The organism is Lentilitoribacter sp. JB5-8 (assembly GCF_055693385.1).
The window spans coordinates 3087763-3110051 of the sequence record NZ_CM146332.1; the positions used below are offsets into that span (position 1 = coordinate 3087763).

17 protein-coding genes are annotated in these 22289 nt (G+C 44.6%); 6 read left to right on the forward strand and 11 right to left on the reverse strand.

Annotation, left to right across the window (positions count from 1 at the left end; translation table 11 throughout):
• Positions 1–4: 4 nt before the first annotated feature.
• From ACZ1GZ_RS15085 to ACZ1GZ_RS15100, 4 genes are read right to left on the reverse strand one after another with little or no spacing between them, the layout of a single operon-like run.
• The gene (locus tag ACZ1GZ_RS15085; RefSeq protein WP_472665713.1) at positions 5–2434 is read right to left on the reverse strand and encodes a mechanosensitive ion channel family protein; all 2430 of its coding nucleotides are present in this window, start codon (positions 2432–2434) and stop codon (positions 5–7) included.
• A 9-nt stretch (positions 2435–2443) separates the two neighbouring features.
• A complete protein-coding gene (locus ACZ1GZ_RS15090) occupies positions 2444–3142 on the reverse strand; it encodes a hypothetical protein (RefSeq protein ID WP_472665714.1) in 699 nt (232 codons plus the stop codon).
• A gap of 13 nt (positions 3143–3155) precedes the next feature.
• Positions 3156–4265, reverse strand: a complete 1110-nt coding sequence (locus ACZ1GZ_RS15095; protein WP_472665715.1) for an endonuclease/exonuclease/phosphatase family protein — start codon at positions 4263–4265, stop codon at positions 3156–3158.
• A gap of 54 nt (positions 4266–4319) precedes the next feature.
• Positions 4320–5534: an aminotransferase-like domain-containing protein gene (locus ACZ1GZ_RS15100; RefSeq protein WP_472668322.1), complete on the reverse strand. Its 1215-nt coding sequence runs from the start codon at positions 5532–5534 to the stop codon at positions 4320–4322.
• A gap of 156 nt (positions 5535–5690) precedes the next feature.
• On the opposite strand from ACZ1GZ_RS15100, the gene ACZ1GZ_RS15105 reads away from it, so the two are divergent.
• On the forward strand, positions 5691–6287 hold the full coding sequence (locus tag ACZ1GZ_RS15105) for a LysE family translocator (RefSeq protein WP_472665716.1): 597 nt from the start codon (positions 5691–5693) through the stop codon (positions 6285–6287).
• Here ACZ1GZ_RS15105 and sthA read toward each other — a convergent pair whose 3' ends face one another.
• The 4 genes from sthA to ACZ1GZ_RS15125 form a co-directional block, all read right to left on the reverse strand.
• A complete protein-coding gene (gene sthA, locus ACZ1GZ_RS15110) occupies positions 6288–7685 on the reverse strand; it encodes a Si-specific NAD(P)(+) transhydrogenase (protein ID WP_472665717.1) in 1398 nt (465 codons plus the stop codon).
• 169 nt (positions 7686–7854) lie between these two features.
• Complete coding sequence (locus tag ACZ1GZ_RS15115) at positions 7855–8703, reverse strand: hypothetical protein (RefSeq protein ID WP_472665718.1); 849 nt, start codon at positions 8701–8703, stop codon at positions 7855–7857.
• Positions 8704–9040: 337 nt separating this feature from the next.
• Complete coding sequence (gene ilvC / locus ACZ1GZ_RS15120) at positions 9041–10060, reverse strand: ketol-acid reductoisomerase (RefSeq protein WP_472665719.1); 1020 nt, start codon at positions 10058–10060, stop codon at positions 9041–9043.
• 84 nt (positions 10061–10144) lie between these two features.
• Positions 10145–10807: a TetR/AcrR family transcriptional regulator gene (locus ACZ1GZ_RS15125; RefSeq protein WP_472665720.1), complete on the reverse strand. Its 663-nt coding sequence runs from the start codon at positions 10805–10807 to the stop codon at positions 10145–10147.
• A gap of 193 nt (positions 10808–11000) precedes the next feature.
• Between ACZ1GZ_RS15125 and ACZ1GZ_RS15130 the strand changes: the two genes are divergently transcribed.
• Positions 11001–11321, forward strand: coding sequence for a (2Fe-2S)-binding protein (locus tag ACZ1GZ_RS15130; protein ID WP_472665721.1), 321 nt, complete (start codon positions 11001–11003; stop codon positions 11319–11321).
• 150 nt (positions 11322–11471) lie between these two features.
• Entirely contained in the window at positions 11472–11957 is a 486-nt protein-coding gene (gene bfr, locus ACZ1GZ_RS15135; protein ID WP_472665722.1) for a bacterioferritin, read from the forward strand.
• Positions 11958–12007: 50 nt separating this feature from the next.
• Here the strand turns inward: bfr and ACZ1GZ_RS15140 are convergent, their stop codons facing one another.
• Complete coding sequence (locus ACZ1GZ_RS15140) at positions 12008–12757, reverse strand: pyridoxine 5'-phosphate synthase (RefSeq protein ID WP_472665723.1); 750 nt, start codon at positions 12755–12757, stop codon at positions 12008–12010.
• 162 nt (positions 12758–12919) lie between these two features.
• Between ACZ1GZ_RS15140 and ACZ1GZ_RS15145 the strand changes: the two genes are divergently transcribed.
• The gene (locus tag ACZ1GZ_RS15145) at positions 12920–13813 is read left to right on the forward strand and encodes a DMT family transporter (RefSeq protein WP_472665724.1); all 894 of its coding nucleotides are present in this window, start codon (positions 12920–12922) and stop codon (positions 13811–13813) included.
• Here ACZ1GZ_RS15145 and ACZ1GZ_RS15150 read toward each other — a convergent pair whose 3' ends face one another.
• Entirely contained in the window at positions 13814–15031 is a 1218-nt protein-coding gene (locus ACZ1GZ_RS15150) for an aminopeptidase P family protein (protein ID WP_472665725.1), read from the reverse strand. It lies immediately after the preceding gene.
• A 152-nt stretch (positions 15032–15183) separates the two neighbouring features.
• Positions 15184–16779 carry a chloride channel protein gene (locus tag ACZ1GZ_RS15155; RefSeq protein WP_472665726.1) on the reverse strand — a complete coding sequence of 532 codons (1596 nt, stop codon included), beginning with the start codon at positions 16777–16779 and terminating at the stop codon, positions 15184–15186.
• Between the two features lie 210 nt (positions 16780–16989).
• Between ACZ1GZ_RS15155 and ACZ1GZ_RS15160 the strand changes: the two genes are divergently transcribed.
• Together ACZ1GZ_RS15160 and ACZ1GZ_RS15165 are read left to right on the forward strand one after the other, a co-directional pair.
• Positions 16990–18378, forward strand: a complete 1389-nt coding sequence (locus ACZ1GZ_RS15160; protein WP_472668323.1) for an FAD-binding oxidoreductase — start codon at positions 16990–16992, stop codon at positions 18376–18378.
• A 111-nt stretch (positions 18379–18489) separates the two neighbouring features.
• Entirely contained in the window at positions 18490–22266 is a 3777-nt protein-coding gene (locus tag ACZ1GZ_RS15165) for an AsmA family protein (protein ID WP_472665727.1), read from the forward strand.
• Positions 22267–22289 lie beyond the last annotated feature (23 nt).

The window sequence follows — 22289 nt, forward strand, 5'->3', positions numbered from 1 at the left end:
TTGATTATTCGGATAATCCGCCGGCATTGCGAACAAATACTTCGCGATGCGGGTACGGAATTTCGATATTTTCTTCCTTAAAGCGCTCGAAAATTGCAATTCGTAATTCATTGCGAACGGTTAGACCATTACCAATATCAGCGAGGAATGCTCTGATCACAAAATCAAGTGATGAAGCGCCAAAGTCGGCAAATTCAACGCTTGGCTCAGGTGTTTTTAAAACATTCGGATTCTGGTCTGCAATTTCAATCAATAGATCGATGATGCGTTGCGGGCTGTTATCGTAGGAAACACCAACCATCACCTCCACTCGACCAATTGGATTCCTATGCGTCCAGTTGCCAACAGCGGCATTGACCAGCTCAGAATTCGGTACAATAACAGACTTCCGGGAAAAGGTTTCAATTTCAGTCGCCCGAACGGAAATTTCTTTGACAATACCCTGCACGCTCGTGGTCTCCACCCAATCGCCAGCTTTAAATGGTCGCTCAGCCAGCAAGATCAGGCCTGAAACGAAATTGGAGACAATTGTTTGCAAACCAAAACCGATACCCAAAGACAATGCACCAGCAACCAAAGCAAGATTTGATAAATCAAATCCGGCAGCTGAAATGGCGATCATCGCAGCAAGTGCAATACCAAAATATCCAATGACTTTGCGGATCGAGTTGCGAACCCCAAGTTCAATCTTCCCCCGCACCAAAACATTACGATCAAGCCACTGCTGAAAATGACGGGTAGCAAAATAACCGACCCCAAATAGCAACAGCCCGATGGCGATATTCAAAAGTGAAATATTTATGCCGCCAATTTGCAACTGCGTGAATATAGCCAATGCGCCCGATATGACTTCTTCAGAGGCAAAACCCCATTGCAGAAGGATAAAGGACAATCCAAGCCCAAGAATGATCAGGTAGATCAAAATACCAAACAACAGCCCAAGACGGTTAGCACTTTGCTCAGAAAGTTGCACTGATTTGGAAAGTTTTACACCCAACGGAGAGGCAGCAAACGCACCCTCAACCATAACTGACTTTGCCGATAGCAAACCAAAATAGATGACTATTAATAACGCACCTGTCACAACGATTTGCGAAGCAATAAAGGATGCTAATGCAACATAGCCAACAAGGCTGATCAATATGAGAGCGACACCAGCTAATAAAGTGGTCGTTTTTATCCAGCTCCTTGCCGAAATTCCTGTATTGCTATCGAGTTTGCCTTCAGGTGCAATGGGCTCCAACCGCGATACAATAATAAGCACAGCCGCAACCGCAATCGTTTCAAAGAAAGCTTGGGCAACACTGTTTTGCAACGGAAGATCCAATATTTCGCGAATGCCAACCCCCACATAAGAAATTGTGCGAATTGCAAACAAAATTCCAACAAGAAAAAACAGCCATTTTGCACCGCGATTTGTTAAATTGACCAATCGGCTTGCCGAATCCCATGGCGAAAGTATTACCAAAGCCAGGGTTAAAACGAGAACTAACGCAACACCCGATTGTATCAGTCTTGCGAACAAGGCGGCAAAATCGATGCGCAATACGCCGAAATCTAAAAGAAGAAGGTATGTGCTGGCACCAACGGCGGCAGCGGTTAAAGTTGGGATGGCCGCAGACCAAAAAGCTGATGTTAGACGCGCGCCAATTCCGCCCTCTTCCACTTCGTTGCGCCCCAAAATAAATCGGCCAAATATCCGATAGCCACCGAAATAGATCAGCAGGCCCGCAAGTCCCGAAAACGCTAGCGAAGAGAAAAGCGCACTTCGTTTAAATTCCCATACAAACGCTAACCAAGCTTCGGTTTTTACCCAAAACTTGGACATCTCTTCCCGGAACATACTATGGATTTCAAATGCAGAAATCCCTCCGATTTCAACACGCTCAAACAAAGCGCTGGTAAATAGATTGCGACGTGTAATCCCAACATCAAATACAAGTTCATCCAGTCTGGAAGCTAACTTTTCCAACCGTCCAACATAGACAGTAAGCAGTGCGCTGCTCTCAGTTAGTGCTTGTCGTTCTAATGTCACCGCTTGCGCTTCAGTCCCATCCGCCGGGGGATCACCTAAAGCTGTTAATTTCGCATGATCATCGGCAACGGACAATTTAAATTGATCCAAGCTGTCTTGTACTTCAATAAGCAAAGCATTTGCATCCGCTCTTATATCGATCAGCGTTTCTTCATTGTCTTTATTCTGATCAAACCTGTTTTCCAGACTGTTGGTTTGGTTTTCAAAGCGTTCAATCTGAACCTCATCACGTGTCAGTTCATCTGTTTGCTGCGCGAAACTAGAAAAGACAAGCAGCAGTGACGCAATCATAACCAAAACAAGGTTATGTGCCGTATTGCGGAATTGAATTTTTGTGAAGGTCAAAGCAAGCACGCGGAATTCCAAAATTTGTTTTAAGAATAAATCAGTTAAGCCCACCTATTTATCTCACATCTGATCGAAATGCCAATCCAGTATTTCAATCATGTAATCAGTAATTGCCTCACCGTATTGATGTTTTTCCTTGATCGCGAAAACATGTGACAATTCAGCTTCTTTGTCGTGAGCGATAAATTCATTGATCTGCGCACAAATTTCGTTTGCAGAAAGATCAAAATGACATCTTGTTACAGCGGTCCAGTTTCGATTTATGTTGAACATATGAAAGCCAGGTTCAACATCAGCATTTGCAATATCTAAACCTGTTTCCTCACCCAATTCACGCTGCACATTTGCAATTAAATCAACCTTGCCATTGACGATGTCATCCATATCCAAAGAGCCAGACGGCGCATAACATCTACCTGAATTATAAGTATGCTCTGCCATCATACCAACAATCGGAAACCCATCGTTAGAGACAATTAAGCCAAGCGCAAATAAATGACTGCCCATTCCTTCCGGGTTTTTCAACCAATGCAAAAAAGTTGAGTATGGGATCAGATGACTTACACCTTCAAGTCGATCGTCCTGATATGACATTGCACTTTCAAGCATCACTTTGCCATTAAATAACGAAGGTTTGCGCGCAACTTCATCCTGCCAAACTTGTAGAGCAATATCAGCATTTTCATCATGATAAGGGTGCGGTTGATTGCTAACCGTCAACTCAACTGAATTCACAAATTTCGGATAAACCTCAGACATCTATCTCTCTATCTTAAATAACGTTGATTTGGGTAACGATCGGGCAATGATCTGATGCTTTTGGTCGATCCCAACCAACACGAGGATAACGCTCAACTTCCTGCCCTTTGGGGAAAACTGTTCTGTGCGGTTGCCCAGCACGAATAACTTCTGGAACTTCTTTTTGAGATGAATTGGCAAGCGCAGGTGACAATAAAATATAATCCAATTGGCATAGCTGCTGCACCTTTGGGCCACGCGTATGGTAGGTGGTCCATCGATCCAATTCATCTCTTCGGTTCATGACATTTTCGGTAAAGCCATCGGAGAGGAAAACATCAAGCGCACTAGGACTTTCGTTCTCAGTATAAAATGCGTAGCCGTCTCGTCGATTACCATCAACAACAACGCGCATTTGATAATCATTCATGTCACCGCAGATAACAAAGCGTTTGTTATCAGTCTTGCCTTTACCAAATCTACGCTCAATGATTTTGCGCACCGCTTTCGCCTCCGCTCGGCGCACGGGCATTGTATAAGTACGACCATCAAGACCATCGCGCGCAGGCCCCATGGATTTAAAATGCACATTATAGATCGTTAAAGGTTTGCCACCGACTTTTATGTCTATTTCCTGGCAATCACGCTTAAAAACACGATCATTGGGGTTATATTTTTTCTCCAGGCCTTCCGACAGCAGATCAAGATCACCATAGGTCAATTCGGCATGGGTTTTCATCCGAACAAACTCGATCTCATCACCATCAGAGGTGTGATCGCGCATCATAATGGCAACATCAATACCGCGGCGATCGTTTCCCTCAGCAATGAACTTGTGACGATATCCCTCACCAATCATGCGATATAGATAGCCCCGCTCAAAAGCCTTAAGCGTTTCCAGATCCTCAACTTCTTGCAGGCAAATTATATCCGCATATGTATCGGCTATAGCTAAGGCCGTCATCTGACGCGTATCATCGGTAATTGAAACCTGACGCGCAATTTCCATCTGTTTATATTGTTCTTTGTCCGCAGCATCGTACAAACTGGTCACACGGTCTTGCCTGTGATCAAGATGAAATCCGGAAAAATCAAAACGGCTCAGCAAATTCTCGGTATTAAACGTTGCAATTCTCAAAGCCATTAATCGAACTCCCCAAAGACTGATGTGGAGAGTTGACTGGTTTGCGCACGAAGGTCAAGCCATTTGAGAAATTGCCACAGCTAGTTTCTCAATTCCTGACTTAATCGCTTCCTTATCGGGCCGTGAAAAATTTAGCCGCATCGTGTTGGTGCCAGTTCCATCTGGATGGAAGGCATTGCCCGGCACAAAAGCAACTTTTTGTTCGCGAACAGATTTTTCAAGCAATTTAACGCCATCAATAGATCGCGGTAAGGTCAACCAAACAAACATCCCTCCTTCGGGAACAGTCCATTGAACACCTTCAGGCATGTATAAAGATAACGCCTCCAGCATCGCATCTCGTTTGTCTTTATAGCAGGCTTTTATGGTTCCAATCTGTTCGTTGAAACCAGATTGCACCACACGATGAACAGCCATTTGATTAAGCGTTGGTGAATGAAGATCTGATGCCTGTTTAATAAGAACAAGCTTGTTAATGACATCAGAAGCCGCACAAACCCACCCTACTCTCAAGCCAGGTGACAATGTTTTAGAAAAGCTGCCGCAGTAAATCGTGCTCGTTCTTTCAATATCGCCTGAACGCGCAACATCAAGCGCAAGAACTGGAGGCAATGCATCCCCCTCATATCGTAATGCTTGATAGGCGGCATCCTCAATGACCGGAGCTTTCAATTCGTTCGATAAATCCAAAAGTGCGTCACGCTCTGCTAATGACAGCGTTTTACCTGTTGGATTTGCAAAATCAACCGAAGCATACAACATTTTAACAGCGCCTCCTTGCTCTTCGGCTTGGCTGACATAGCTCGCAGGTGACCGATTGCCATTTAAATTCAATTGATCAAACGAAGGCTCATAGGCTCTAAAAGCTTGGATGGCTCCTAAGTATGTTGGCCATTCAACAATGGCTGTATCATTGGGCGATAAAAACAGTTTGCCGAGATAATCCAATCCCTGTTGGGAACCGGAGGTGATGAAAATATTATCAGATGTGCATGGTACACCCATTTCGACCATCCGTTCAGCCAACCAAACACGCAACGGATAATACCCCTCACTCACCGAATATTGCAGCCCCTTATCCGCCTCCTCGCTGCCTAGTATTTCAGAATAGGCTGCTTGAAATTTTTGCTTCGGAAATAAACTGGGATCCGGAATGCCACCGGCAAAAGAAATAATATCAGGCTGATCGAGTAATTTGAGTAATTCCCGGATTTCAGATGCCTTCATAGACTGCGTACGCGACGCGAATAATTCCTGCCAATTCATGATCATTTCCAATATGTCAGTAAAGTTGACCTAATCAGATATATTGACCAAAAATATATTGCAATCATTTTTTCGCAATTTTCATTGATTTTACGCAATGTGATTGTTTTTAATGATCTATTTTGTTAGTCAGAGCTTACTATTTTCGGACCAGTTTACATGATCACATTCGCACTTGCCGTATTTCTACTGCTTATCACCCCGGGACCAGGGGTTTTAACGCTCGCAGGTGTTGGTTCTGCATTTGGTTATAAGCCAGGGTTTCGGTATCTGCTTGGTTTGCTCATTGGACAAAACATGGTTGCATTGGCGGTCGCCACAGGTCTTGCAGCAATATTGCTAGCTGCGCCCGTTGTGCGGAATATTCTTTTGGTATTATCGGTCAGTTACCTGTGCTTTTTAGCCTATAAGATTGCATTTTCAGGGTCTAAAACTGCATTTGCCGGGGCCAAAAAGGAGCCGGGCATATCAGGTGGCATCATGCTGCAGGCCATCAATCCCAAAGCTTATGTCGTCAACACAAGCTTTTTTACAGGCTTTGCCATATGGCCCGACAATTTCGCTGCAGAAATTACTTATAAATTCATCGCAATGAATGCCATATGGATCAGCATTCACATATTGTGGCTTGCGATAGGCGTGACGATCAATCGCCTAAACTTAGCGCCACGCACTCAGTTTATCATCAATATTGGTATGGCCCAGGCGCTACTATCCGTAATATTCCTTGCGCTATGGACGCAGTTTTACCGCTAATTAATCGTTCGACGGCATTTTGTTCCATGCATCCAAAGCTGCAATTTTATAGGCTTCTGCGAGAGTAGGATAATTGAACGTATTTTCAACAAAGTACTCAAGTGTACCCTTAAGGTTCAATACAGCTTGCCCAACATGAATAAGCTCTGTTGCACCCTCACCCACAATGTGACAACCCAATAATCTGCGTGTTTTCAGAGAGAAGATCATCTTTAGCATGCCCGTTTCCAAACCCATAATATGACCGCGAGACGTTTCTCTAAAGCGCGCAATCCCACATTCATACGGAATATTGCGTTCCGCAACTTCCTCTTCTGTCATACCAATCGTAGAAATCTCGGGAACCGAATAAATGCCATAGGGGAAATATTCAGGCGGATCATAAGCTTTTTCACCAAATGCGTGACAAGCTGCAATTCTACCTTGCTCCATCGAAGTAGAGGCAAGGCTGGGGAAACCAATAACATCACCGGCGGCATAAATGCCCTTAACATTGGTTTCAAATGTTTTCGGGTCAACCGAGATCCGCCCGCGATGATCACATTCCAAACCGCAATTCTCAAGGCCCAATGTGTCAGTCGCGCCCATGCGGCCAGCTGCGAACAAAACCATGTCCGATTTGATAACGCGGCCGTCTTCCATGTCAATTTGGCAACCGCCGCCATCAATGAGCGAAACTTTCTCGACCTTTTTACCAAAACGTAGAACCATATTTCGATCACGGAGCTGGTAGATCAAATCACCCACTAGTTCTTTATCAATGAAATCGAGCATTGAATCGCGCGGCTCAACAAGCGTTACATGTACATCCAACGCGTTGAAGATTGTTGCATATTCAATCCCGATAACGCCTGCGCCAATGACGGTGATGCTCCGAGGCAAATCTTCAAGATCTAAAATCTCGTCGCTATCTAATAGGCGTTTACCATCAAATGGCAGATCATCTGGACGATAAGGACGTGTGCCTACAGTTAGAAGGAACCGCTCAGATGAAAATTGTGTAATTTCACCATCTTCACCATGCACTTCAACAACGTTTTTCTCAACAAACTTGGCCGTCCCTTTAAAGGTCTCGACCCGGTTTCGTGCAAACTGATGCTCAAGCACTTCAACTTCGTGGTTGAGTGTAATGTGCAAACGTTTGCGCAAATCTTCTGCGGTTAAGTTTTGTTTGACGCGGTAAGCTCTGCCATAAAACCCACGTTCACGCCAACCACTCAAGTTCAACGCCGTTTCACGTAAGGTTTTTGAAGGGATAGTTCCAGTATGAACAGAAACCCCACCAACGCGCCTTCCCTTTTCAATCACGATTACGCGTTTGCCCAACTTAGCTGCTTGGATAGCTGCACGCCGGCCGGCAGGCCCGCTGCCAATAACAATCAATTCATAATGTTCCAAAGTGATTCCCCAATGCTTTTGAACATGTTGTTTTTAAGAGCCTAGCAAATTCACAAGTTGCTGCAAGTCCGATTGTGGACACATCAAGTCCATTTATGGACATGGCATGAAAAAGGCCTCGATCCGAGACGAATGAGGCCTTGCTGGAAAAATAATTATTCATCAATGATCAAAAGTCTTCGTAATAGGTTTCGCCAAACAGGCTATTGACCGTGTTATCGCGCGCAGCTTCGGCAATTGACTTCATAATTTCAAGCGCGGCTTCCATTTCAAGATCAACAACAGCTTCTGCCGTTAACGGGCTATCGCCCTCATCCTGATCAAAATCGGTTGCTGTTCCACCCTCATCAAACAATGCTGCCATATCGTTTAAGCTACCAACGCCGCCGCCAAACCCTAGCCCATCCTGATCACCGAAAGATAGATATGAAGCCTGAGTGACTTCTGATCGCGCGAAGGAGAAGGAAGTTACCGTATTACCATCTTCATCTTCACCAATTGAAAAATCAATGCTGAAAGACTGCGTATTTTCATACGAAATGGCTTGATAGCCGCCATTATTGTTTGATCCCTCAAAAGCAAAGGCGGTCGACATTTCAAAGTTAAGGCTAAAACTGGTTAGCTTGCCATTTTCCTGCTCCATGGAAAATGATAATCCTGCATAGGATTCTAAATCCAAGCTCATAGCATTTCCATTGCCATTGCTTTTCATTGCAGAAACCGACAACGTGCTTTCAAATTCTGCGGTTGTCAGGCTTGTAAGCGTGCCAGCATTATTACCACCTTTGACAGGTTCATCTGAAATGCGGTTCTGCAAACTGTCCATAAATGCAGTGATGATTTGTGACGACGCTTTATCAAAAGACTGACGTGCACCATCTTGATGACTTTGGATAGCATTTAAAACGTTACGAGGGCCAGCAGGTTGCGCACTTTTCTGCGGAGCACCATTTTCCTGAGACGATTGAAGGAGCGATATATTGGCTGACTGCTGATATCCGGCAAAGGCTGAAATCATTTTACTAACCTACTCTTGGGCGCCCCCCAGCACCAAATTAACACGACCTATCCACCACAAAACACTGTGAATTATCGTCTAATCCTAGCAGGATAGTCTTAATTGCGTTTTAACCAGAACATATCAGAACTTATGCAGATTGTTTAGTAATTTGCTAACCATAAAGGTTCTGGAGCTTGGCAGGCGATCCACATTGACCAGTTCTGGCACCCCCTTAAAGCTTTCAGTTTACCTATGGCAATATGTCATTTACTGGCGCTCATTGGGTGATGATGGTTACCCAATAAAAAAAGCCGCATCACTTAAGACGCGGCTTTTAATTGGGTCAAAACTAAAACTAGTTTTTAGCTTTATCAACCAACTGGTTTTTAGCAATCCAAGGCATCATGCCGCGAAGCTTCTCACCAACTTCTTCGATTTGGTGTTCATCGTTCAAGCGACGGATGCCTTTAAAGCGAGCGCCACCAGCGCGGTATTCTTGCATCCAGTCTGATGTGAATTTACCAGTTTGAATGTCAGTCAATACGCGCTTCATTTCAGCTTTAGTTTCGCTTGTGATGATGCGAGGACCAGAAACATACTCACCCCACTCAGCAGTGTTTGAGATTGAGTAGTTCATGTTTGCAATGCCACCTTCATAGATAAGGTCAACAATCAACTTCACTTCGTGCAAGCACTCAAAGTAAGCCATTTCAGGCGCGTAACCAGCTTCAGTTAGCGTTTCGAAACCAGCACGGATCAATTCAACAAGACCGCCACAAAGAACAACCTGCTCACCGAATAGATCAGTTTCGCACTCTTCACGGAAGTTTGTTTCGATGATGCCTGAACGACCACCACCAACGCCACATGCATATGACAGAGCTAGATCATGCGCGTTACCAGAAGCATCATGATGAACAGCGATCAAACATGGCACACCGCCACCTTTCATGTATTCGCCGCGCACTGTGTGGCCCGGGCCTTTTGGTGCAACCATAACAACATCAACTGTATCTTTTGGTTCGATCAAACCAAAGTGTACGTTCAAACCGTGCGCAAATGCGATAACAGCGCCATCGCGAATGTTTGCAGCAATGTGGTCTTTGTAAATGTCAGCTTGCAACTCATCAGGAGCAGCCATCATCATGAAGTCAGCTTCTGCAGCAGCTTCTGCAACAGATTTCACTGCAAAACCATCAGCTTCCGCTTTTTTCGCAGTTGGCGAACCTTCACGAAGCGCAATGATAATGCCTTCAGCACCAGAATCTTTAAGGTTCATGGCATGTGCACGACCTTGTGAACCGTAACCAATGATAGCTACTTTTTTTGATTTGATGAGATTTAGATCTGCATCTGCATCATAATAAACACGCATTTTAAATCCTTCCTTTAAAATAATAGACGTCTTTTTCAATTCACCGTTTCATCATTCTTCTTCAATTTTCAAAACGGCGTAAAACTATTCCTCAACTCCGTATAACTCGTAAAATTGAGCAATTGCTGTTTGAGCATCACGCTCAAAATTCTTCATCACAAGCTCACGGCGCTCACCCAAAAGGAGCCGCACATGCGCGTCGCGAACAATTAATCCATAAAGGACATGATAGGTTTGTCTGGCATCATCAAAAGTCAGATAGTTCTTTTGTTCCGCAGAACGCAAAAATCCAACTGCTTTTGATTCAATAACACCACGACCATTTTCGATGAGCAGCGGACCAAGCGGCGAAGCCTCATTGCTCGCCTGCCCGATGGCAAGTCTGTTAAGCGCCAGCGAAATGTCCCCCGCCAAGACGGATAACAATTCACACGCAAAGCGTACGAGATAGTCTTTGAATGCCTTGGCTGAACCTAAATCCTCTCGCCCAACGGCCGCTCCAACTTTACTTCCCTGAAACGCCATCATAGCTGAGATCAAGCCATCGCGATCACCAAACCATTTATAAAGGCTTTCCTTTGAGCAGTTCGATGCACTAGCAATCTTTGCTGTTGTAAGCGCTTTTTCACCACCTTCAACCAACAACGCCAAAGCGCTTTCCAACACTTCTTGTTGGCGCGGTGTCAGATCTTCATCACGGACGAATTCTGACAAGCCTTGCGGCTCTGAAATAGCGGTTGATTGCACGATTAACTCCTCAAGTACCGTACGGTACGGTTCTTGATTATTTTAACTTTGAAGGCGGGTCAACATAAAATTCCAATTTTTTGAAAATAATTAGATAAGAACCGTTCGCAATAGAATTGACAAAGGCTTTAAATGAGAACATAACATGAGTAACGAGATCATGTTTGAGTATATCTAGTTCAAAGAGCAGAAAATGATTGTTTGTAGCTGCAATATTATCTCCAAGAGAGATATTGAAAATACAATTATAGAACTTCTAAAAGAAGACCCATGGCGCCTGATCGTGCCTGGCGTGGTCTATCAAACTATGAATGCGCGCGGCAAATGCTGTGGATGCTTCCCAGGCGTGGTTGATATCATCGTTGAAACCACACAAAAGTTCCACGAGGAACAGCAAACCCCTTCTGCTGAAATCATTACTTTCGTCGCAAAACTCAAAGAGCATCACCAAGCTTGTGAAACTGCGCGTATGCTAGCAAAGCACCGCCAGATGATGGCGCGCAAAACAGCCTAACACTTAAGAATCATTCGCAAAGATAATTCCTTATAGCCCTATTTATGGGGTTGATTTCGCATGTTCGAATCTATACTTTAGAATTATTCTAAAGTAGCCAGTCATTTTCTGCCTGACTATGATATAGCTCGAACAAAGTGAGGTTATGCCATGAAAGGCAATGCAAAAGTAATTGAACGTTTAAACGAAGCGCTGTTCTTGGAATTGGGTGCAGTCAACCAATATTGGCTTCATTATCGTCTGCTTGGCGACTGGGGTTTTGGTTTACTAGCACAGAAAGAACGCGAGGAATCAATTGAAGAAATGCAGCATGCAGATAAAATTATTGACCGCATTATCTTCTTAGGTGGGCATCCAAACATGCAAACCATTGCGCCACTCAGCATTGGTCAAAATATCAAGGAAGTCTTAGAAGCTGATCTTGAGGGCGAATATACAGCGCGCAAATCATATTCTGAATCACGCAAAATCTGTGAAGCAGAAGGCGATTTTGTTTCAATGAAGCTGTTTGATGATCTTTTGGCTGATGAAGAAGGACATATCGACTTCTTGGAAACACAGCTTGAGCTTCTCGAAAATATCGGTGTTGAGAAATATGGTCAGCTAAACGCACAACCAGCAAATGCTGCTGAATAACAGCCATTAAATAAAGCTATTGAAAAGCCTCCACATCGCTGGGGGCTTTTTTATGACCAACCGCAAGCTTTTAAAAAGCGCTTCACACTTTCGGCCATGCCGTATTCCAAACAATCCGCTGTTATGCCGTTACCTATAGAAACCTCCAATAGGTTAGGTACCGCCGCAGCTAATCCTGGCATGTTATCAACCGTCAGATCATGACCAGCATTGACGTCCATTTTATATATGCCTGCCAGTTTGGCCGTCTTTTCAAGATCAGCGAGCCGTTGTTTCGCAGCTTTCGGATCGTCATATGTCGCGCCGTATGGGCCCGTATATAACTCAATGCGATCTGCACCAGCACGTGCGGCCAGTTCAACCTGTTCAGTACTCGCATCAGGATCGCAAAAACACGACACGCGGAAACGGTTTGACTTCAATCGCGCAATAACCGGAACAAGCGTATTGTGCTGACCAATAAAATCCCAACCGTGATCTGACGTGGCTTGACTTGGATGGTCTGGTACGAGTGTAACTTGCTCAGGTTGATGCTCCTCAACCAAATCTAAAAAGTCATCCGTCGGGTAACCCTCGATATTAAATTCAGCATCGGGAAATTCATCATCAATTAGAGCACGCAACGGTGCAAGATCTGAAAAACGGATATGGCGCTGGTCAGGACGGGGGTGAACAGTAATACCATGCGCACCCGCTTCAAGCGCAATGCGCCCTAAACCAACAACACTTGGCCAGGGTAAATCACGTCTGTTTCGCAGCAAAGCAACAGCATTTAGATTGACGGAAAGTTTTGCAGGCATCAGCTCAAACCTAGTTACATTCGCGTTCTTTATAGTTTAATTTCAAGCCATTGAATACCAACAAAATTTGATCATTGTCACAATTTTTTTTGATCTATAAATGCATGGCTATATCGCGGTTTTCAATGTATGCATTTGCACTTGATAAACAGGTGGGCGACATTGGCAAATTTAACTTCAACTAAACCAACAAGTATAGGTGCAGGCTTATTCTGGAGCTTTGTTGGTGTTTTAATTTTCAGCTTAACGCTGCCTGTCACCAAAATTGCGATCGAGCAGTTTGAACCAACACAACTCGTGGTCTGGCGCGGTTTGATCGCTTGTATGCTATCAGGGACAATTTTGCTGATTTATCGTCCAAAATTTCCAAATCGTCATCAATGGCGTGATCTCGCATTTTGCGCAGGTGGAACAGTATTTGGCTTCCCTGGTTTTTTGGCGCTTGGCCTTCAAACAGTCCCATCATCTCACAGTGCAATTGTCGTTGGACTACTGCCACTGACAACAACAATTATGAGCGCCATCATCACTAAAGAACGCCCCTCACCTGCTTTTTGGCTGGTCAGTATCATTGGGACTGGGGTCACTCTTTTCTTTGTATTTAAACAAACAAATGGGGCTCCGCAAATCGGCCATCTTTATCTGTTTATTTCAGTCATACTTGCCTCAACCGGCTATGTTTTCGGCGGTAGGCTCGCAAAAGATCTGGGTGGATGGCAAGTGAGCTGCTGGGTAATATTCGCAGCACTTCCAATTTTAATCATCGCTGCTTTCTTTGTGCCTTTGCCCGATCTTTCAGCAAGCACTAAATCCACAATTGCACTATTTTATGTGGCATTCTTTTCGCAACTCATAGGTTTCTTTGCATGGTATCGTGGTATGCAGCTGGCTGGAATTGCGCGCGCGTCGCAAATCCAGCTGCTACAATTGTTCCTAACAATCATTGCATCAAGCCTTTTAGTCTCAGAAGCCTTAGAATTTGAAGTATTCATCTTCGCAGGACTTGTGGTCATCAGTGTTTGGCTTGGTACAAAATTGCGGGTTAGCTCTGGCTAACTAGCCTACAATATTGTGTTCAGGACCGTATGGAAATTTGGTGATGTTCTCAACGTTATCTTCACCAATAACCAAAATGTCATGCTCCCGATAACCACCCGCACCTGGCTGGCCTTCCGGCACCCAAATCATTGGCTCCATGGAAACAACCATGCCCGGTTCCAGCACCGTATCAATATCTTCGCGCAATTCCAGACCCGCTTCGCGGCCATAATAATGCGACAAGACACCAAACGAATGCCCATAGCCAAATGAACGATATTGTAACAAATTTTCGTGAGCAAAAAACTTATTGAGCTCGGCACAAATCTCAGAACACTTAATTCCAGGTTTGATCAAAGAAATACCCAATTCATGCGCAGCGATATTCGCTTCCCATAACCGCAATGATGCAGCATCCGCTTCACCCACGAACAATGTGCGTTCAAGGGCCGTGTAATATCCTGAAATCATCGGAAACGCATTAAGGCTCAAAATATCACCTTTCTGTAATTTACGCATGGTAACTGGGTTATGCGCGCCATCGGTATTGATACCAGACTGAAACCAAACCCAATTATCGCGCATCTCACTATCTGGATGTGACGCTGCAATTTCAATTTCCATGGCATTACGACCTGCCATAGCAACATCAATTTCGCGCTGACCTTCAGCAATAGCTGCATGGATGGCAGCGCCACCTATATCAGCTACGCGGGCGCCTTCTTTAATGAGTGCAATCTCTTCATCAGATTTCACCATGCGCGCAAACATAGTTTGCGGTGCGACATCCACCAATTCAATATTGGGTAGGAAATCTAAAAGTGTTTTTCGAACAGCGATCGTTAAGTGATCTTCTTCAATGCCGAGGCGTTTTGTATCACCAAGAACATCTTGAACCGCAACGTAATAATTATTGCGCTGCCAATCCGTATAAATGATGTTTTCCGAAAAAGAGCGGCGCCATGGCTGGCTCGCATCAATATTTGCTGAGATCGTCACACACCGGTCATGCGTGACAATGCATCCATAAGGGCGCCCAAACGCGCAATATAAAAAGCCCGAATAATAGGCGATATTATGCATTGATGTGAGCAATACTGCAGGCAAATCTTTCTCCGCCATAATCTGACGCAGCTTTGAAAGCCGGTTTTCATATTCTTGATCAGAAAATGGCAGTTTTGCTTTGCCACCATCATGACGAATAAATGTGTGAGGACGCTGGTGAGTATCAGCCATTGAGTTCTCCAAAATCTCGCGCAGACCAATGAGCTGCGCTCAATAATCCGGGCGTACAGGACAACTAAAGTTCTATAAAAATTATTGCGACGCCATCGCAATTTATCTCAATCTAGGCAGGAACTCAGATAAGGTCAATATATGATTTTGGGTTAGCTATGGGCTTCTTTTTGCGCTTCAACGAGGCGCTCATTCACATAGTCTAAGGCTTGCGAATATTGCGCCCACCCGATAATGCGTTCGCCCGTTTTTAGATCAACAACTGGCAACCGTGTTTCACCTGATTGATCGAACAACCGCAAAGCTAAATCCATATTATCCGAAGATTTAAGACAGGGAATGGAATCTGAATTTTCAAGTTCAGACAATGCACCAAAATCGTCATCACCTTCTGGCACACTCATCACATCCATGACGCGGATATTGGCTAACATGGTTCGATACGGTCCATCACGAACGTGAACCCCACGCATTTCAAGCTGCCATTGGAAAAATGAACGACCGTGTATGGCCTGATTTATGCCATGCGAAACCGCAATGGTAAACAACAGTGCAATTGACAGCGCATATCCGCCGGTCAATTCAAATGCGATAACTGTCGTTGATATCGGAGCGCCAATCACAGTTGCAGCAACAGCCCCCATGCCGAGCAGTGAATAAACTGCGTGATCCGAGGCCATGGTCGGAACAGCGTTTGTGGCTGCAATTCCAAACACCCCTCCCGTTAACGCGCCTAGATAAAGTGCTGGGGAAAATACCCCGCCCCCAAAGCGAGAGGCATAAGTCACCGCAGTGGCAAAGATTTTCAGCACAATTAAGATCATCATCAGCGCAATCGGCAAACGACCCCAAAGTGCATCAAAAGTTGTTTCATATCCAATGCCCAAAATTTCAGGATATGTCACACCGATAAGCCCTATCACCGCGCCACCAAGTGGCGGCCTGATCCAAAGCGGCAAATCAAGCGATTTTCCGATATAATCAGCGGCAAATAGACTAAACTGAAATATAATCGCGACTAGAGCACAAATCACACCCAGTAAAAAGAACGCGGGAAACTCCAAATAGGAGGTGATCTCATATGCAGGGATTGTGAAAATGAAACTCTCGCCAAACCACAGCCGAGAAACCACTGTTCCTGTGACGGATGAGATGACAATTGGCACGAAGGCACGCATGGAGTAATGCCCCAAAATCACCTCATGGGCGAACAAAACCCCAGCTATCGGGGCGTTGAAGCTGGCGGAAACCGCTGATGCGACCCCTGCTGCAAGCAGAGTGCGATTTCCGGCGTCAGGCAGTTTAAATTTGCTATATACAAAACTTGAAAACGATGCACCAAGATGTATGACCGGCCCCTCACGTCCCGCACTACCGCCCGCACCCAGCGAAATCACTGTCACAACAGCAGATAAAATCCCCTCTTTGAAAGTCAAAGGTCGCCCAGAAATATGGCGCGCTTCCATCACATCAGCAACGCCACCTGCACGTTTGGATTTGACAAATAATTGTAGGAGTATGCCGACAATTAAACCGCCAACAATGGGTGCCATAACAATGATCTGCCAAGGCGTTTCGCGCACGGCTGCAAGATATATTTCGCTTCGCTCACCAACCCAAATATATTGCACCAATCCAATCGCTTCACGAAATGCAATGGCAAGGATTGCAGCACCAATTCCGATAATTGCACCCAGCACCCAGATGGACACCTGCCGATTGGCCCAAAATTCTGATAAATTTGGCACGACCCATTGCCGCATCAAAGATGGAAGACTTAATAATCGATCAAACCACAAATTCTCAACGCCCAAATTCGTTTTGCGATAAATACTCTAATACGTTTAATGACAAATAATTGACTAGCATGTCCATATCAAACTGGACAAGTCGGACTTTGCCAAGCATAAGTTTATCGGACTTTAGTGGGAGGATAAATTAAATTGCCTGAAAGTGTGATGAGTAAAAACGAGAATATTCAAACTGTTATTGACATACTCGCTCAACAACTTGGTGAGAAAATAAAAACCGGTCAATCGATCCGTGAGCAGCATTCTCACACGACCACGATGATTGAACCGCAATTACCTGACGCAGTGGTATTTGCGGATTGCGATGCAGATATTCAAGCAGTGGTTGATGTGTGCGCTCGCTATAAAGTCCCCATTATTCCTTTCGGTGTGGGCACCTCCTTGGAAGGGCATGTAAATGCGCCAGCTGGCGGCATTTCAATCGATATGGGCCAAATGAACCAAATCTTGCAGGTAAACCCGGAAGACATGGATTGTGTCGTACAACCAGGTGTGACACGCGAACAACTTAACGAATATCTCCGCGATACAGGTTTGTTTTTTCCAATTGATCCCGGCGCGAATGCCACGATTGGTGGGATGACTGCAACCCGCGCATCAGGTACCAATGCCGTGCGCTATGGCACAATGCGCGAAAACGTCATTTCGGTCACGGTTATCACTCCGGATCGAAAGAAAATAAAAACGGCCAACCGGGCGCGCAAATCATCTGCGGGTTATGACCTTACTCGGTTGTTTGTCGGGTCTGAAGGCACGTTGGGTGTTTACACATCCATCACATTAAAACTTCATCCTATTCCGCAACAAATTTTAAGCGGTATTTGCCCGTTCCCAACGGTTGAAGCCGCAAGCCAAGCCGTAATTGCAACCATTCAAATGGGTATTCCAATGGCCCGCATTGAACTTTTGGATGCGTTACAGATTAAAGCATCGAACATGTATTCCAAGCTGGATAACCCAGAACAGCCAACACTGTTTTTGGAATTTCATGGTTCCGATGAAGAAATTAAAAGTCAGGCTGAATTGTTTGCAGAGATTGCGAAGGATTTCGGCGGTCTAGAACCGCAGTTTTCCACTGTGCTTGAAGATAGAAATAAACTTTGGAAAGCACGTCATGACGCCTATTGGGCAGCGCGCAATTTCCGCCCGAACACAAAAGTCATCGGGACCGATGCATGCGTGCCAATTTCAAGATTTTCCGAATGCATCACTCAATCTCAAAAAGATATTGAAGAACTTGGCTTGGTCGCAACGTTTGTCGCCCATGCAGGAGATGGCAATTTCCATACCCAACTTTTGATAGATACCAAAAACGAAACAGAAGTTAAAAACAGTGCCGAATATATCTCGCGTTTAAACAAACGCGCCATAGCAATGGAGGGCACCTGCACGGGTGAGCATGGCGTAGGCCAAGGGAAACAAAAATACCTTGAGATCGAGCTCGGTGAAAGCGTTGATTTCATGCGATTAATCAAGCAAACCTTCGATCCAGACAACATAATGAACCCTGGCAAAATATTTTCCCTTCCAGAATAATATCTGCTATCATTTGATGCGTGGGCATAAACTAGACACAATAACAATCTAAAATGCTGATATGGGAACCTTCCTTTAGGGAATAAATGGGTTAGAAACGAATAAGCAAAAATGACGTTAGTCCGATTATTTGTATTTTTTGGTGGGCTCTTGGCAATGGCGCTTTTTGCGATCCTGCTCGGCCCATATTTCATCGATTGGTCTGAATATCGAGCAGACTTTGAACGTGAATCGTCGCGAATTTTGGGTCAGGAAGTCAAAGTTCGTGGTGATGCGAGCATGCGCCTGCTGCCATTCCCTTCTGTTACATTTAACGATCTTGCCATTGGCCGAAACAAAAGTGGCCAACCATTGATGACAGCGCAGCAATTTGAGATGGACCTTGAGCTAACGCCATTTTTAAGTGGTGAAATTCTCATTTTTGATATGCGTGTCGAAGAACCCAAACTCACCGTGACGCTGTTCCAAGATGGATCGCTTGATTGGGCACTCAACAGTAAGAAAAATCTTGGTGGCCGCACATTAGTGCTGGAAAGCGTAACTATTAACAATGGTCAGATTAAACTGGTTGATTTGCAGAACCGCCGCACCAAGCAAATTAGCAACATCAATACCAAATTATCTGCGCCGGAAATCTCCGGCCCTTGGCGTGCTGAAGGTAGCGCTGATTTTGAAGATCAAAATATCAATTTTGAAGTCGATACAGGCGTCGTAAATGCGCAGGGCAGCATGCGCCTTAGAACACGTTTATTTGCAGAAAATCTACCACTGTTTATCGAGACCGAAGGCAGTGCGAAAATTGACGATCACAAGCCTTCCTATGAAGGTAACTTTAATATTCAAAAGCGCAGTGAACTCAATGTTTTAAATACACCAAAAGAACTTCATAACTTGCTAACAGTGCAGATGAAGGGTGGATTTAAAGTCAACAATGAACGTCTTGATATTCCTCAATACCGCCTTGCATCGGGCAACCCGCGCGATCCATATATCATCGAGGGTGAGGCAAATATCGACACAGGCGCAAATCCTGAATTTTTGATCACAGCGCGAGGCCAGCAAATTGATCTTAGCTCTCTAGATGACGGTACAAATGAAACCGACGATGATGCCACGCGAACTGGCTTTTCAAACATCGGTCGCCTGATTTCACAAATCCCTACCATAGATCTACCTGGTAAGATTGACCTCACCCTGCCCGCTGTTCTTTCTGGCAATACCACAGTCCGCGAGGTCTTCTTATCCGCCCGGCCTAACGCAACGGGTTGGTTAATTGAAAATCTAGCCGCAAAGCTACCTGGTCGGACAGATATCGAAGCACAGGGTAATTTAACATTGGGTTCTGCGCCTGAATTTTCTGGCCAACTTCTCATCGCAACCAAACAACCTTCTGGGTTTTCATCCTGGCTGATTGGGCGGGTTGATCCGTCAATCCGGCAATTAGAAGCTGCTGGTATCTCCGCGAATGTCTTGTTTAGTAGCGAAATTCAACGGCTTGAAAACCTAGAATTAATCTTGGGTAACGCGTCCATTAAAGGCTATGCAGAACGACAAAAGATTAGAGATTTAGACCCATCTATTTCGATAGGGCTGAATGGCAGCGAACTTGATCTCAACAAACTCAACGCGCTGTTGCAGATGGCAAGCCTTGATCAGGATATCGATAATAGCGGCGGTTTATTCGGCCACAACATTATCGCCCAGCTCAACACGGATGTTTTACGATTTGGGAAATATACAGCACAAGATGTGAAGATTATCGCAAGCTGGGAAGATAAAGACCTCACGCTGGATTCAGTTCGTTTCGGAGACTTTTCTGGCATTTCAGGAACCTTAAACGGCACATTAAACGATCTTGATCAATCACCAAAAGGCGCAATAACATTTAATGCAAATGCCAAAGAGGCAGGTGGTATTTTCACCTTACTCAAAGATTTTATTGATGATCCAGAAGTTCTAAAAAGATTCGAGAAAAACAGGTCATCTTTTGGTAATTTGTCATTGTCTGGCGAACTCAGCATTAGCAACAACAATACCCCGGAATTTAAAGCCGCCGGTAAAATTGGCCAATCAGAGTTTGATCTTCGGGCCAATGGCCAAACACTGCTTCCAACGGTGTTTAAAAATGCATCATCGCCCTTTGCCATCAACCTAAATGCTAACAACCCGCAAAGCCAAATCTTACTGGCTCAAATGGGTTTTGATGTCTTACCGTTTGATTTTGAAGAGGCTGCGAATTTAAACCTTAAAATCTCAAGAGGTTTTGATGAAGACTTGGATCTTGATGCAAAATTTAGATCAGGTTCAACCAATATTGATCTGGATGGCTTTATCGATTTACCAAGCACGCAAAACCAGGATGAACCCAAAGGTGTTTTAAACCTAGACATCACCTCCGGCGATATTGAACCTTTGTTATTAACCCTTGGGCAAAACCTTCCCGGCATCGGCTCAGGTCAACCACTTGAATTAAACGCAGCACTCATCGTTGATAACAATTCAATCGAGTTCAACGATCTTGTAGGTAATGCAAGCGGCAACAAGTTTTCAGGCACGCTTGTCGCTGACAGAACTAGTTTGGCACCAAAATTTAAGGGCGAATTATCAATTGATAAAGTTGATACCGAATGGCTCTATGAGCTTGCACTTGGCGTTCAATTTTTAAACTTAGTCGATACAAGCTGGAGCACAACGAGTTTCCTACCCCCTTATGAAACCGCACCAATTTCAGAATTAAACTTAAAGTTAGATGAACTCACATTGCCAGACTTACAAAGCGTGAAAAATGTAACGGCAGACATTAGGACAGAGGCCGGCATTATTGAAATTGAGAGCATTAATGGCTCGTGGTTAAATGGTGATCTTAGCGGCAATTTGTCAATTTCAAATCCCGATGGCAAAGCTTTTGTTAGCCTGGACACAATCATCATGGGTGCAGATGTTGCACCATTAAATTGGCGCAATGAAAACAATGATCCGTTCATTGATGGAACAATCGATATTACAGGTAATCTGGAAGGAACTGGAACTAATTTAACGGAAGTTATCAGTTCTATGAACGGTGGTGGATTGTATAATCTGTCAGACGTTTCAGTGAATGCATTTCAGCCAAATATCTTATCTGACATCTTTGCAAGAACCGATACTGAAGGCTATGACTTACTCCCTGAAAATATCGCACAAGACATCGACACTCTATTACCAAACGGCGCATATGAGATTGAAAGCCTTGCAATACCTTTCACAGTCACAGGTGGTGTCCAACGGATCTCAAGCATCACTGTTGAAAATGAAGCATTCAAACTCACTGGTGCAGGCCGTATTGATCTAGTCAATCAAACAATGACGAGTTCTGTAGATATTTTATATGATGCAGGCCTTGAAGCTCAAACTGGTGCGACACCAGAATATAGTATTGATTTTGACGGTGCTCTTTCAAATCCAAACAAATCGATCAACGCGAACGCGATGAGTAACTTCCTCTCCATTCGCGCATATGAACGCGAAAGACGCCGTGTGGAATTATTACAAGCCAGTATTTTGGAGAAACAAGCATTAAGACGCGAAATTGCCCTTGTGAAGGATCAGCAGTTAAAACGTGAAGAAGAAGCTCGCTTACTCTCCGAAGAGCAAGCGCGTCTTAAGGCAGAAGAAGAAGCGCGCGTCAAAGCGGAAGAGACAGCAAAAGCCGCAGCAGAGGCACAAGCTCAACGCATTGCCGATGAAGCTATTCGCAAAGCTCGCGAGGCTGCAAGTAATACAGTCGCGCCGCAGGAAACGCCAACAATAGACTGGCAAAAATCCGTCGAAGATTTGCTTTCAAACTCGCAAAACAGCGCAGAAGGCGATATCATTATTTTGCCGCTTGATGCACCATCTGACCAATAGTGCATAAAAGCGTTTGTTAGGAC

What these genes read in the sequence shown, in the direction of transcription:
- ACZ1GZ_RS15090 (WP_472665714.1), bottom strand. Translation starts at nt 3,142, where the DNA reads ATGTCTGAGGTTTATCCGAAATTTGTGAATTCAGTTGAGTTGACGGTT.
- ACZ1GZ_RS15095 (WP_472665715.1), bottom strand. Translation starts at nt 4,265, where the DNA reads ATGGCTTTGAGAATTGCAACGTTTAATACCGAGAATTTGCTGAGCCGT.
- ACZ1GZ_RS15105 (WP_472665716.1), top strand. Translation starts at nt 5,691, where the DNA reads ATGATCACATTCGCACTTGCCGTATTTCTACTGCTTATCACCCCGGGA.
- ACZ1GZ_RS15115 (WP_472665718.1), bottom strand. Translation starts at nt 8,703, where the DNA reads ATGATTTCAGCCTTTGCCGGATATCAGCAGTCAGCCAATATATCGCTC.
- ilvC (WP_472665719.1), bottom strand. Translation starts at nt 10,060, where the DNA reads ATGCGTGTTTATTATGATGCAGATGCAGATCTAAATCTCATCAAATCA.
- ACZ1GZ_RS15130 (WP_472665721.1), top strand. Translation starts at nt 11,001, where the DNA reads ATGATTGTTTGTAGCTGCAATATTATCTCCAAGAGAGATATTGAAAAT.
- bfr (WP_472665722.1), top strand. Translation starts at nt 11,472, where the DNA reads ATGAAAGGCAATGCAAAAGTAATTGAACGTTTAAACGAAGCGCTGTTC.
- ACZ1GZ_RS15140 (WP_472665723.1), bottom strand. Translation starts at nt 12,757, where the DNA reads ATGCCTGCAAAACTTTCCGTCAATCTAAATGCTGTTGCTTTGCTGCGA.
- ACZ1GZ_RS15150 (WP_472665725.1), bottom strand. Translation starts at nt 15,031, where the DNA reads ATGGCTGATACTCACCAGCGTCCTCACACATTTATTCGTCATGATGGT.
- ACZ1GZ_RS15160 (WP_472668323.1), top strand. Translation starts at nt 16,990, where the DNA reads ATGAGTAAAAACGAGAATATTCAAACTGTTATTGACATACTCGCTCAA.
- ACZ1GZ_RS15165 (WP_472665727.1), top strand. Translation starts at nt 18,490, where the DNA reads ATGACGTTAGTCCGATTATTTGTATTTTTTGGTGGGCTCTTGGCAATG.